Raw genomic sequence first — 12,285 nt, forward strand, 5'->3', positions numbered from 1 at the left:
CCTGAATTCCACGAGTTGGATTGAAACGTCCATTTTAGTGATTGGCACCTTTGGTTTCGTTGCCCTGATGCATATAGCGCCTGTAAGGGCAACTCCACTCAAGCTCATGTGCTCTTACATCTATGAAGGCAAAGCATATAAGGAAATATACATTGTCGACCCCGAGAAATTATTAGTAGAGATAAGTTATCCATTTGCACCATCTGAAGAAGATAGAAATGTCATCGAGAGACTTATCGTTGAATCAACCTCACCAGTTATTGTTGTTGCTAAACTTCAAACAAGCAACAGTCATTACTTCAAATATGAGATCAACAAAGTAAACCTTGAGATCAAAACATTTTCAGTAAGCCTTTTCGCCGGAGTTCAGGCGATGACAACCCGTACTTGCAAGAGAATTAAAAATTCTCCTAGCCATCAGATCAAGATTTAAAACTCTAATGGTGGCTTCAATTCACTTAGTTAAGGCTAGGCCAACCTAATTCAGAAAAGCTATACCCAATGAGTAAGTTTGCAGGATTATAATCAGTCTCAAGTATCGTTAGCTAAAGAGCATTAACAGTTTCATCTAAACTTATGATCAAACAATTAATCTAAATAGACAGAAAAATCAATTACATTTTACCAATTTGTACTCAATAAAATTTAAATATACGAGCAGTCTTGCTACTGACCTAATTTTTCCATAAACGGAATCCCTGGTAGACCCGTTTTGACGATCGGCAACCATAGGGAATGGCGAATTGTGCAATTTGGCTGGAAGGCGATTGCAACCAGTGTGAACCAACAGAGCGCTAACGCCTACCTCGACGACATGGGACTTACAACGGCAACTGAGCCGCGTAGCACCATGGCTACTGATGGCAGCCCTGCCGACATCAGTTGGGAAAATCTCGATGGGCTGAGCTACTACACACAGACTCTCGCAGCACATGCCACAGACAAAGCATCTCACAACCTTTTAGGCCACATGGGATCAGCACTCTTTGATCAACTTCAAGGTGCTAGCTGTCACGTGCCCAGCCAGCGGACAGGGAACAATCAACAAGCATTGGCAAAAGTCATCAAGGACCAAACAATCTGGCCTTACACCGACCTTTTACTTCGCGGGATGGGGCCTAGCCTCGAAGAAGCGATCATCGTGCATGCAGGCGAGGCTACAACTGCCTAGTAGCGCTATCAGGCCTTGCCACAAAGGCAGAAGGATCAACTATTGGCTTGGCTCAAACAACTTTAAAGAAACAACGCGATCGACCTTCAGAGGCTGCCTTGCTTGCAGGAATCTCAAACCATCAATTGCGCCAATCACTCTCATTAGCGGTTACTGTTGAGAAATGCATTGCAGAGGTGGCCTTGCCTACTTCTTCGTCCCTGGCCCGTATCCATGGACAACTTGAGGTTGGCTTGCATCAGGGTGGTCGACGTTTAACGCCTCAAAGACGCCGCGTTCTTGATCTCTTTGAAAGTATTGGTTCTGGCATTCACCTCAGTGCTGAAGAAGTGCATCGGCAACTTCTAGAAGCAAACTCGAAGGTGTCTCTAGCAACGATCTACCGCACGCTGCGCTTGCTTGTCGACATGGGCTTTCTACACGAGTTGGAAATAAGCGATGGCGGACATCGCTTTGAATTAGCAAGTCACGACCATCCTGATCATCACCATTTGGTATGCGTGCGTTGTGGTCGTACTGAGGAGTTTGAGAGCAAGCCAGTACTGGAAGCTGGACGCTCTGCTGCTGAGCGAATCGGGTTCCAACTGATCGAGTCAACCTTGAATGTAAGGGCTCTATGTCCGTCTTGTCAGAGACCCTCTACAACCAATGTCCATTGATGGCTGATGACAAACATCAATGCTGAGAATGCTGATCACACGGCATCCAATGGGTTCCCATCTGGTGAACGCCTTTGCATCCCAACTCACGTGCCTTCGCTTCGGCCTCCAATTGAGTGGGGTAGGCCATCAAGCGAGGGTCCGTCTGCGACGAAGACTTGCCGCTCACGGGAAGGTGATGCTGATGGGAATTTTCAATCTCCGACCCACCCAAAGACACCAAGCCCATGCTTAATGGACCTGCCGTCCACACTCCCATGGTGCTTACACCAACAGAAAGCAAGCCCATCCCAACGACAGAAGCATTGATCACCCCCATGGCCACAACGCCAATGGAAACAACACCCATGGGAACAACACCAATGCAAACCACTCCCATTGGCACAATACCGATCGAAATTGTGCCTAAAGGAGCTATCCCAATAGCCAGCTTTTTCGGTTTGCTCCCGCAGTGTGCTGATGCTTTGTCATCGCCAGTTTTATCTGCAGTGTTCATGGATTGTGTTGAGACTCCATTTGAATGCCGTGCTTGTCACAGACCATCCACATCTGACCCATCTGATGGGCTCCCTTGCAACCAAATTGTGGAGCTGCAGCTTCTGCCTCAGCTTGAGTTCTAAACATCGCCTGCTTCGGTTCAGTCGCTGATGTTTCAGCAGCGTTGATCCCTACTTCGCTCATTAAAACTGTCAATCCAGTCGTTGCAGCAATCAACAGTAGCGATCCACTTAATGTAGTTGAGGCTGATCGGCCCATGAGCTCCATTATTTCCACCATCCATGATGCATCCAGATTGAAGGATGCACCACAAAATCCTCTCGCTCGCTTTTGGCGAGCGAGAGCTAGATCAGGCCCATCGACTGCACCAAAACTCCACAAGCGTCGAGGCTATGGACGCACCGTTTGCTGACTGGTGGCACGAGATCGTCGTGTTCAAACCATTGGTTTTTGAAGAGGCCTTTGAAGCGGTTTTGGCTGTCCGCGAGCAACGCACCGTTTTGCTCAACATCTGTCGGATGGACCCGGAACATGCCCGGCGCACCATTGATTTTGTGATTGGAGCTGTGACTGCGCTTGATGGACAATATGTGCGCATTGACGAGAAAGTGTTCCTATTTGCACCTTCACTTGTCGCGATCAAGACGTTACAAGGTTCCCTTATAAGAGATTCAAGCAGCAAATCTATCGAGCGCTAATGATCAGCTTTGATCACAGGGCCTTGAATGATTAACCGATCTCTCCCTCAGATTGAAGGGCGCCGCCACAACTGGATCCATTGCCTGCAGTGCAACCAAAACAATGAGGTCCAACAGTGATTGGTTGACCAGGCCATTGAATTTCGACATCCAGCAAGTCCCTGAGGTGTTGAACAGGCCCCTTAAGGTGAAGACTCAGTTGCTGGTTAAAATCACAGTCAAAAAGCTGGCCCTGCCAATTCACACTGATCAAGCTTCGGCACATGACCGTTTTTAGATTATCGGGATTATGAGCACCTTCTAAAAGCTGCTGATAACTCTCTCGCTGGCCGGACATTGTCAACTGTGTAGCGAAACGTTGAATCGGCATGTTCGCTATCGTGAATAACCTGGTGAATTCAATGCCATAACGTTGTTTCAGCTCTTTACGATAGGCCTCTTCTAGTTGAGCTTGAGGAGGAGGCAGCTGAGGACCCTGGGGGTTAAAAATCAAGTTGAGAATTAGTTGCTCATCGTTTTGCCCATAACCAAGTTGATTCAACTGACGTAATCCAATAAGGCTGCGTTCAAACACTCCTTTGCCACGTTGTTGGTCTACATTCTCCGCCTCGTAACAAGGCAGAGAAGCCACCACAGTGACACGATGTTTGGCGAGAAAAGCCGCCAAGTTTTCCTGGCCCGGTTCAGTGAGGATGGTTAGGTTGCAACGGTCGATAACCTCCACACCCAAACAGCTGGCCTGAATGACCAAATCCTTAAATCCTGGGTGAAGCTCAGGAGCGCCACCGGTGAGGTCAAGACATTCCAGCTGGTATTGATCCAACACCTTTGGTATCAAGGCCATGGTTTGGGGATCCATCATTTCCAGACGGGTCGGCCCTGCATTCACATGGCAGTGGGCACAGCTCTGGTTGCATCGGTAACCAAGGTTGACCTGCAAAGTACGTAGGTTGTCCCGATGCAGCTCCGGGAAAACCTCAGATCGAAACGAAGTTGCTGATGTGTCGTGAGAAGGCAACACAGAAATCATTTGAGTGCAATCATCCTGACGTGGCCAATGGCAAACAAACCACTTAGTTAGTTATTACTGCTGATGTCGAAACAAACTGATGATTCGTTGCAAACAGAACCCTTGGCGAGACGACTTAATAGAAGTGCAATACTTTACTTACGTTCAAAGGAAGTTCTTTATTGAAGTACTCATCCAGTAGCACAAGAGCAAAGAGACAACAATAAAACATTCACAAGAAATCCTATGCTTGCAGAATTTGAGCTCAAGTCTGTACAACATTTACTTTCCAACTCTTGCTTTATCGATCGAGAGAGATAAATAGCAAGACGATCAATCATGCTACAAAGATGATGCAAAATACTCGAGGAGTAGTGCAGGTCTCAATGCCGTGCTTCCCAAGGGGCAGCGACAGGCAGCAATGTATATTTACACTAAAAAATGATCAACCTTAAAAAGAATCTCTTTCTAAAAAAGACATGGTTAAAAACAATCATTCAAGGTGAAGGAACTCTATTGCTGATATCTATTCTCACCCTTGAGGCCCAATAGGGACTAAGGAATGGTCTCCTCTTAAGCCTCCCAAAGATTGCTAATTACAGCATTCAACGAGCTGAACGACATTCAGCAAGTGATCTAAACCAAGCCACGTAAGTGCTGGGGCCGCTAGGAACCAGTACATCAAAATGCAAGGGATCCTCAGGATCACTGATCCCTTGTAAACGTTCATCCGCCAAGCTGGGTCGGTATACTTCACCACCACTACTATCGACAAGAACCACTCGATTGGTTCGGTTATAAGTTGCACCTAAATCCTGTAGCAAGGTAAGAAAACCGCGGTCGCTTCCGCCACGTAACCATCCAGTTCCATCTGGAGATGGATTGGATGTAACCGTATCACCCACACCCATCAACAGTGGCATCTGATCAACAGGAATATGTTTGCGGCAGAGATCCAACAATCCCTGATGAGTCTTAGGTGCTGAACGCACATCAAAGTCTTTGCCGAGAGGAGCTGTGCCTTTGTGTTGAGCGATATGCTTGTTAATCAAAACCAATAGTCCGGCTTCCTTGACAGCACCTTTGAGCATGAACTGGATATCAGTAGTGCCTACATCGCCAGGGGCCGCAGGCTTGAGCCTCTCCCCTTGTCCATCACAGCCCATGTTGGGAGCAATATGCAGAAAAAACGAATTAGGCAAACCAGCACTTATTGCACTATTAATCAATTCATTCATCAACTCCTGCAGCATAATTTGCAGGGATTGCTGAATACCAACATCGTCAGGAGACAGGCTAAACAAGCCATTCAAGAGAATTGTGGGCGATAGCTCTGTATCAAGAACTGACATCTTTGCGAGGGTTTGGATCTCATCAGTGGTGATCTGGGGAAGCAATGCAGGGAGACGCTGTTCCAGCAAGGTCTGCATTCGGCTAGGCAGTGCAGCAAGAAAGGCAATTTCTGCATCACTAATGCCGGGATGACTGATCTCGCCATAACAATTCTGCAGTTGCACTCCGCCTGCGGCTAATCCCGGTAAGTAGAGGCCCTGCTTAGCCGGCAGCTGGGGATCACCCAAAGCCCTCTCGACTACACAATTGACTCCACGATGTCCGCCATGCTCTCCATTGGTCAGTACAGAGAAAGACCCCTCAAGCCTTTTGGCTGCCCATACGTAGGCAGGATCCAAAACTCTCGTCAGAGGATCCTTGACAAGAGGGATACAAACGCCGTCAAGATCCTGAACGATCAAGAGGTCTTCAGTACTGACCATCTCAGCCAAAAGCTGATCGAGGTCGATGTGGCCCATGTTTGGTTGCTATGGCCGGGTCTACACACCTTCCCACGTTGAGCACGATGGGCCAAGCCACTGACATGGAAACACTGTGGCTAGCACCTGCTGACTAATGAGCAGCTGTATTGGCGCGAGGTGAAAGTTCAGCTGTTTGTTGAGCAGATCCTGATTGAACTAAAGGCAACAAAAGCAGACCGATCTGAACAGAAGCTGCTCGATTTATCATAGAGATTAAACGTTTTAATATGGTGATATGCAAATTCCCATTTTCCTGAGATCAGCTGCATCCGTAGGGTTAAAGAAGACAACAACAAATCTGCATAGAAGCAAGGAGAAGTGATGAACAACAGTTTTTTCACCAAGTCCCTAAATCCGGAGTTGATTCAAAGCAGAATTAAAGCACTTGAAAAAGGCAATGTCGGGTTCTACAGCGTGGGGCTTTATCCAGCCTCACTGGCATACAACTGTGCGATGCAAACCGCTGGTGTCAGCTTATTGCTTGCCCCGCGTCCAGAACGAGAATTGCTGGGAGCCTTTCCAGAGGGTTCTTTGGATGGAATGGACGAGGCCCATGTTGCATCTGTTATCAAGATGGGCACACATGTAAAAGCTGGAGTTCGTGTCACAAACACACTGGCTGATCTAATTGAACGCTGTGAGCTCGTCGTTCTCAGTGCGAACAGCAACCATGTAGAGCTAGACCTTGAGGAAGCTTGTCGACTACGTGAGGAGATGAAACGAGAACAGGTTGTTCTAGCTTGTCTGGCCGGTTCCTTCTCTCATAACCAGATCAATAATGAATCATATGTCCTATGTGAAAAGCAACCAAATCTAGCGTTCTTCTCAGGATTTCACCGCCATGGAGCATTGCGAAATCCGTTTGATAGCTTCACGGCCAACTTCTGCCATCCAAATGCACTGACAGCGATGCTTGGAGCTCGAATGCTGGATCGATTGTCACCAAATATCCAGGTATCGTCAGGCGTTCACAATATTGAAGGGCAATATATCAAAGCAGCAAAAAATATGGCATCAATATTTGCTGGATTTGGTTATACATATCACCATGATAATCCAGGCGTACTTCCAACTCTGCTGACCTTACTTTTAGATCAGTGTCTTGATCAAGCTGCCACAGTATCGATGTGTAGAAATGATCGTCATGGGCTCTACAATCAACAACCATTTTCATTAACTGAGCTTGGTTACGGAGTGCAGCGCATTGAAGCCGCATTGGCTCGAGATGGGGAGATGGAAAAGGTGCGAGATCACACCTTTGCACAACTTACTGCCATGGTTGCAGATGTTAGGGGCAGCATGATGCTTCCGGTTTGTGGCAAACCAACGCGTAACTTTCAAGCTGGGCAAGTACTCGCTAAAAAGATGAAGGAAGAAGAGCGCTGCCCTCATCAAATGGAAGAACTTGAAGAATGGTGTGAATCTGATGGGCTACAAAAGGGAGGGTTAGAAGGCTTGAAGTCTCTGCGTTATTGGCCACAGATTGTTCGTAATTACTCTATTCCTCTGCATGATTCATCGATGGTGAATCTTTTATACATGTCTATCTATGGAAATCAATCCAGCAAAGGAGTTGCTTATTCTGTGATGACAGAAAGCCGTGAACTCACTAATTACTGCCAGGAATCTGTCAGACCAACCCATAGCCGCAGATATGCCGAAGCTCTTCAAAATCTTGACAACCCAGAGGCCATAGATCTAATCGTTAACGCAGTGATTGCCGACAATGGGCGTCGTGCAATCCGAGATGATTCATTCCTTAATGATTCGGAGGCAGTAGACAAGACACCAGCTTATCTCAGAGCGATGAATGTAATCGAGACAAGCATATAAGTAGGATTCCCCAGCAGATCACCAGTAATTTCAAAACATCTGCTGAATTAAAAGCAAATATCCATTGATTTGAATCATGAGCAAACTAGCTGATCTAGTTATCAGATTATAAGTCTAAGTCAATTAAGGACTTGGCAAGTAAATAGTCTTATCAGCAATTGTTTCGTAAGGGGCTGGGTCGCAACTGAGCACAATCACCTGAAGGCCACGCTTTACCGCCTGGGTCATCATCCTGAGCACTGTCTCGATGCGATCTGGATCAGTATTGGTAAAAGCATCATCAAACAGAATTGGCAAACAGTCGCCATGTCCTCCTTTGAGGGCATCTGCGATCGAAAGACGAAGAGCCCCATTGAGCTGTTCCTTCATGCCGCCACTTAAATCTCGAAATTGTACGTTTTGACCGTCACGTCGAAGGCCTAATTCTCGAAATCCATCATGAGGGTCGAAATTAAGGTGACAACGATCATTTTGGTTACCAAGCAGGGGCTCTAAGTAAGAACAAATTGCCTGACTAAGTGGAGTCGTATATCGATTTGATAGTTCAGCTTGAGCTTGTTGAAATGATTTTAAGAGTCTTTGCTGTGCATGAGCAAGCATCAATTGTTCACGCTCCTCCAGCTTGGCCTGATTGAAGTTTACGCGGGCTTCCTCAAGAACAGCATAAGGTTCAAGGCTTCCAAGCCCTTCACAGCGTTCACGCAGAGCTCCTCGTTGTCCGCTAAGAAGCTGTAAATGTTCCTGCAAACGTTTTTCTTGGGCATCCAGCTCTGCAAGAGCTGACTTGATGGCTTGTAGAGTTTGTTTTCCGAGCTGTTGTTCTAAATCAGAAACTTTCTGTCCCAAATCAGTCAGTGATTGATTAAGTTTCAGTAGTTTTTCCTCAATCTCTGGCTCAGGACCATGTTCAGCCAAAAGAGATTTCATATGTTGTTTTCGTTCGATTTGTTTTGCACTTAACACCTCAAGCGAAAGTGTAAGCTTCTGTAAGTTCTTGTCTTGCTCATACTCTTCTCTATGCAGCTGCTGAAGTCGCAACTTGATCACCTTAATTGACTCACTAATGGTTCTGTAGCTCTGGCGATATCGCTTAAGCTCAACACGGATTGTATCGAGATCAAGAAGTTGATTCAAGCTTCCGTCATTAGAGAATAAACTATCATCTAGCTTGGAAAGTTCTGATTCTGAGGTCATCTCTTGTTCAAGTTCTTGCTGACGATTTTCAAGTTGTTTTTTCTGTAGAGATAGGCTTATATTTCCATCATGTCCATCTTGACATCCATTGAGTTGTTCGTTGATAAGAGTCAATTGCTGACTCAACTGATTCCTGTGATTAATCTTTTGTTCGGCTTCCTCCAAAGATTTCACTTGCCAAGCCTTCAGGGTCTCCGTGTACTTCAGAAGATGCCTCTCATGGTCACGTTTTAGTTCTTCAATTCCCGTAGCTTGGCCAGGATTAATATGAAAGCGAACTCCATCACCAACATTCACGGTGAAGCTTGATATAAGGCGTTTCTTCTCACCCTCCTTCAGGGGAAAACCATCGACAAGTACAGGCTGATCTGCACGTTCTAGATTGAATTCAGATGCCATCGTTTCAATGCGAATAGCACATCCTTTGACTTGGTCATAACAATCACGAAGACGCTGCAAATTAGCCACACCAAGATCAGGCAGTGCATCGAGTTGAATTTGCAGTGTTTGGAATTGTTTGCGCAAGCGTTGTTGCTCGTTGTGCTGTCGTTGTAGGGATTCGCGTTGAAGCTTGAGCTGTGTGAGTTCTTCTAACCGTCTCATGTGCAGACCCCTTAATTCCGAGTCCGATCGTTGTTGATCCAGATCATCGAGCTCTTGCTGTGTGGTCTCAATCTGCTTTTTGGTCTCACTAAGGCTGTGCTTAAGCAGAGTCTGCTGCTCACTGCCATCCTCAAGATTCTTCTGGCAGAGGAGAAATTCATTGTGGATTTGATGATTGGCATGAAGGACGCTTTGCAGTTGTTTCTTTCGCAGTTGAAGAGGTTCGAGCTGCTGTCGATAAAGGAGCAGAGCAGCTTCGTCCTGGCGGGTCTGCTCCTGTTGCGTTTGCAACTCGAAACGTCGCTTCTTGAGGGCAGGTTTGCGGCCTGACGTGAGCAAATCAAGCTCATGTTCAAGTTGATCCAACTCTGCACTGGTGGATTCAAAGCTGTCCCGTTGCAGTTCAGCAGTTTTAAGCGCATCTTCCGCTCTCTCTCGTTGTTGCTGACATTGCCAAAGAAGTGAGTTACGACGAACCCCTCGACTCGTGAAAGTGGCTTCCACAAGAGCCTCCAGCTCCGTACTCACCTTTTGATCAAGAGGTGATTGCAAAGACACTTCTGCCCGTTGCTCCAATTGCTGCATCAACCCATTGAGGTCGTAATGCTGGGGTCCTTGATCTAAAAGATTCTGGCCAGCGAGTCCCTGTAACACCCAGAGATGAGCCCATCGACTCGGAAGGACTCGCGCGGCCTGACGACTGCCAACGATCTCATCAACTCCGAGAAGTTTTGCTAGGAGCTCTTCTGCCGCAGAACCGCTGAGTGGAACTTCTTGCCCGGTTCCATCAAGCCTTACGCTGCCACTCTGACCACTAAAGCGTTTGCTCAACGACCAGATCGCACCTTTTGCTTCAAAAGAAAGTTCAATGAGGGGGTGACCTGGAAAAAGATTAGAGCGCAACGCTTCTACTAGCGATCCGCTAGCTGTGGCCTTGAGAAATAAGCCTCGATGCATCGCCTCCACAAGTGAGCTTTTCCCGCTTTCATTGGCTCCAGAAATCAACGTCAATCCGGGCGAGAAGTCGATATCCAAGAGCCGATGACGGCGAATATTTTCAAGATGGCAGTGCAATAAGCGCATAGGGCGATCAGTTATTTAAGGATGACTCACTGCAAAGCCGATGGAGTTCACAAAGAGCCAACTCGATCAGCTCGGCTTCGCTCTGCTGTTCAGTTGTAAGAGTTTTGGTAAGTTCAAGGTTTTCAAGTTCTCCCTGTAGTTGTAAGGCAATAGAACTAATCAAATGATCTTCACTGCGATCAGTCATGGCCCGAAGTTCTTCCTGACCTGGACGTCGATGGCAGGTTCCTTTGATGCGTACATGCAGCAATTGCGTCCTTAGCACCTCGATTAAGGCATCAAAGCGTTGATACTCACGAAGGCTCAGTTGTCCATTAATTTCAAGCCTCAATAGATCACGGCCTACTCGACTTCCAATGCGCTGCTGGAGAGTCCTCTCCAGTCGATCAAGATCGCTAGTGGTCCTGAGCTGTACCCGAAGATTGTGCCAGTGCAACCCAGCCGTTGATACAGACTTCGGGATGGGACATGTCCCTCGATCGATATCAAACACTAAAACCTGCCCACGCTGGTCCTGGTCTCCCTGATCAAAGCGATCCGGTTCAGGGGTTCCGCAATACCAAGCACGATCTCCTACTTGTTTGAGATTGTGCCAGTCGCCAAGAGCGATGTAATCAACCTGCCCATGTTGGATCATGTCAAGATCAATGCGGTTGATCCGCTCCGACTGACCAGCACTGTCATGGTTGTAATCAGTGCTCCCGAATCCGTGCACAGCTCCATGTGCAAGAACAATTCGAGGACAATCTTCAGCTAGATCCTGCCAATCCAGCTGACTGATCCAAGCTGAGGGGTCTTCGCTATTGCGCTGACGTAGCAGAGGGCAAGGCAAAACAAGCGCATGATCAATCAAAACCGGCTCCGGTTTAAGAAGCAACTGCATCAAAGGTGCTCGTTCCTTCAACTGCCTTTGAACATCCTGGCGCTGCCAAACACCTCCAGCTCCACCATGGTCATGATTGCCCGGGATCACCAGGACTGGACGATTCATAGAACCAATCACCTCCAAGACCTCCATCACCACAGCTGATGGGACGGTGCTGGAATCGAACAGATCGCCTGCCACCAGCACGGCATCTACGTTGTGCTCTTCGGCAACAGCAGCGATCCGTGAAACAGACAAGATCCGCTGCTGTTGCAGGCGAAAGCGCTTCTGAGGATCTGTGATATTCCTAAAGGGCTTGCCGATTTGCCAGTCAGCGGTGTGGAGAAATCGGGGCAAAGCTGCAACACACTCCGGGTCCCCATGCTGCCGTGAGTCTGCTATTTCTGAAGCCCCCTCAGGGGAGATCAACTTGGCAAAGTGGCCCTAAAAGTGTGTCAAGCACTGACCTCAAAGGTCTTCTGGGCTGGAGCCAGTCAGACTTGGTCATAATTCCCCGCAGAGATAGTCAGATTTAAAGCAGTTCAGCTGCGCAGCATGGTTCTGCCACCCTTAGTGTTCGAAGTGAAATCATTAACGCCTCGGGAACGCTTTGTCCTCCGTCTGGTGTGTGACGGGTTCACCAACCGCGAGATTGGTCACCAGATGTTCATTGCAGAAACAACTGCTCGAGGGCATGTCAACTCAATCCTTCGCAAATTAGATGTCCGTAATCGTGCGGCCGCAGCTGCTGAGGGTATACGACGTCAATGGGTTGCCTAATCAAATCTTGTGTTGAAGAATCTTTGTTGAAATCCTCACTGCGTTCAGCTTGATTCAAGCGGATTGATTCTAAAGCCC

The 12,285-nt window shown here is 47.4% G+C and carries 12 protein-coding genes; 6 read left to right on the plus strand and 6 right to left on the minus strand.

The window, feature by feature from the left end; genetic code table 11:
* Nucleotides 1–37: 37 nt before the first annotated feature.
* From SIB80_RS08150 to SIB80_RS08160, 3 genes are all read left to right on the plus strand, one after another.
* Nucleotides 38–433 (plus strand): hypothetical protein, encoded by a 396-nt coding sequence (locus tag SIB80_RS08150; protein WP_236066116.1) that lies wholly within the window; start codon nucleotides 38–40, stop codon nucleotides 431–433.
* A gap of 279 nt (nucleotides 434–712) precedes the next feature.
* Nucleotides 713–1,171: a di-heme oxidoredictase family protein gene (locus SIB80_RS08155; RefSeq protein ID WP_063420303.1), complete on the plus strand. Its 459-nt coding sequence runs from the start codon at nucleotides 713–715 to the stop codon at nucleotides 1,169–1,171.
* A gap of 176 nt (nucleotides 1,172–1,347) precedes the next feature.
* On the plus strand, nucleotides 1,348–1,830 hold the full coding sequence (locus SIB80_RS08160; RefSeq protein ID WP_370520960.1) for a Fur family transcriptional regulator: 483 nt from the start codon (nucleotides 1,348–1,350) through the stop codon (nucleotides 1,828–1,830).
* Nucleotides 1,831–1,846: 16 nt separating this feature from the next.
* On the opposite strand, the gene SIB80_RS08165 is transcribed toward SIB80_RS08160, so the two are convergent.
* Together SIB80_RS08165 and SIB80_RS08170 are read right to left on the minus strand one after the other, a co-directional pair.
* Nucleotides 1,847–2,326 (minus strand): hypothetical protein, encoded by a 480-nt coding sequence (locus SIB80_RS08165; protein WP_063400594.1) that lies wholly within the window; start codon nucleotides 2,324–2,326, stop codon nucleotides 1,847–1,849.
* A complete protein-coding gene (locus SIB80_RS08170) occupies nucleotides 2,323–2,709 on the minus strand; it encodes a DUF3721 domain-containing protein (RefSeq protein ID WP_155724953.1) in 387 nt (128 codons plus the stop codon). The genes SIB80_RS08165 and SIB80_RS08170 overlap by 4 nt, the downstream gene beginning before the upstream one ends.
* Nucleotides 2,710–2,720: 11 nt before the next feature.
* On the opposite strand from SIB80_RS08170, the gene SIB80_RS08175 reads away from it, so the two are divergent.
* Nucleotides 2,721–3,026 (plus strand): cell division protein SepF, encoded by a 306-nt coding sequence (locus SIB80_RS08175; protein WP_063420373.1) that lies wholly within the window; start codon nucleotides 2,721–2,723, stop codon nucleotides 3,024–3,026.
* Between the two features lie 31 nt (nucleotides 3,027–3,057).
* On the opposite strand, the gene arsS is transcribed toward SIB80_RS08175, so the two are convergent.
* Together arsS and stpA are read right to left on the minus strand one after the other, a co-directional pair.
* The gene (arsS, locus tag SIB80_RS08180; protein ID WP_063420304.1) at nucleotides 3,058–4,056 is read right to left on the minus strand and encodes an arsenosugar biosynthesis radical SAM (seleno)protein ArsS; all 999 of its coding nucleotides are present in this window, start codon (nucleotides 4,054–4,056) and stop codon (nucleotides 3,058–3,060) included.
* A 584-nt stretch (nucleotides 4,057–4,640) separates the two neighbouring features.
* Nucleotides 4,641–5,846, minus strand: a complete 1,206-nt coding sequence (stpA, locus tag SIB80_RS08185) for a glucosylglycerol 3-phosphatase (protein WP_063420305.1) — start codon at nucleotides 5,844–5,846, stop codon at nucleotides 4,641–4,643.
* Nucleotides 5,847–6,170: 324 nt separating this feature from the next.
* On the opposite strand from stpA, the gene SIB80_RS08190 reads away from it, so the two are divergent.
* A complete protein-coding gene (locus tag SIB80_RS08190) occupies nucleotides 6,171–7,682 on the plus strand; it encodes a hypothetical protein (RefSeq protein WP_063420306.1) in 1,512 nt (503 codons plus the stop codon).
* A 123-nt stretch (nucleotides 7,683–7,805) separates the two neighbouring features.
* On the opposite strand, the gene SIB80_RS08195 is transcribed toward SIB80_RS08190, so the two are convergent.
* The gene (locus SIB80_RS08195) at nucleotides 7,806–10,562 is read right to left on the minus strand and encodes an AAA family ATPase (RefSeq protein ID WP_063420307.1); all 2,757 of its coding nucleotides are present in this window, start codon (nucleotides 10,560–10,562) and stop codon (nucleotides 7,806–7,808) included.
* A 7-nt stretch (nucleotides 10,563–10,569) separates the two neighbouring features.
* Nucleotides 10,570–11,784 (minus strand): metallophosphoesterase family protein, encoded by a 1,215-nt coding sequence (locus tag SIB80_RS08200; RefSeq protein ID WP_063405733.1) that lies wholly within the window; start codon nucleotides 11,782–11,784, stop codon nucleotides 10,570–10,572.
* A 198-nt stretch (nucleotides 11,785–11,982) separates the two neighbouring features.
* Here SIB80_RS08200 and SIB80_RS08205 point away from each other — a divergent pair, with 198 nt between their 5' ends.
* A complete protein-coding gene (locus SIB80_RS08205) occupies nucleotides 11,983–12,207 on the plus strand; it encodes a helix-turn-helix domain-containing protein (RefSeq protein ID WP_063395174.1) in 225 nt (74 codons plus the stop codon).
* The last annotated feature ends 78 nt before the right edge of the window (nucleotides 12,208–12,285 follow it).

The organism is Prochlorococcus sp. MIT 1327, from assembly GCF_047304785.1.
Taxonomy (GTDB): Bacteria; Cyanobacteriota; Cyanobacteriia; order PCC-6307; family Cyanobiaceae; genus Prochlorococcus; species Prochlorococcus marinus_D.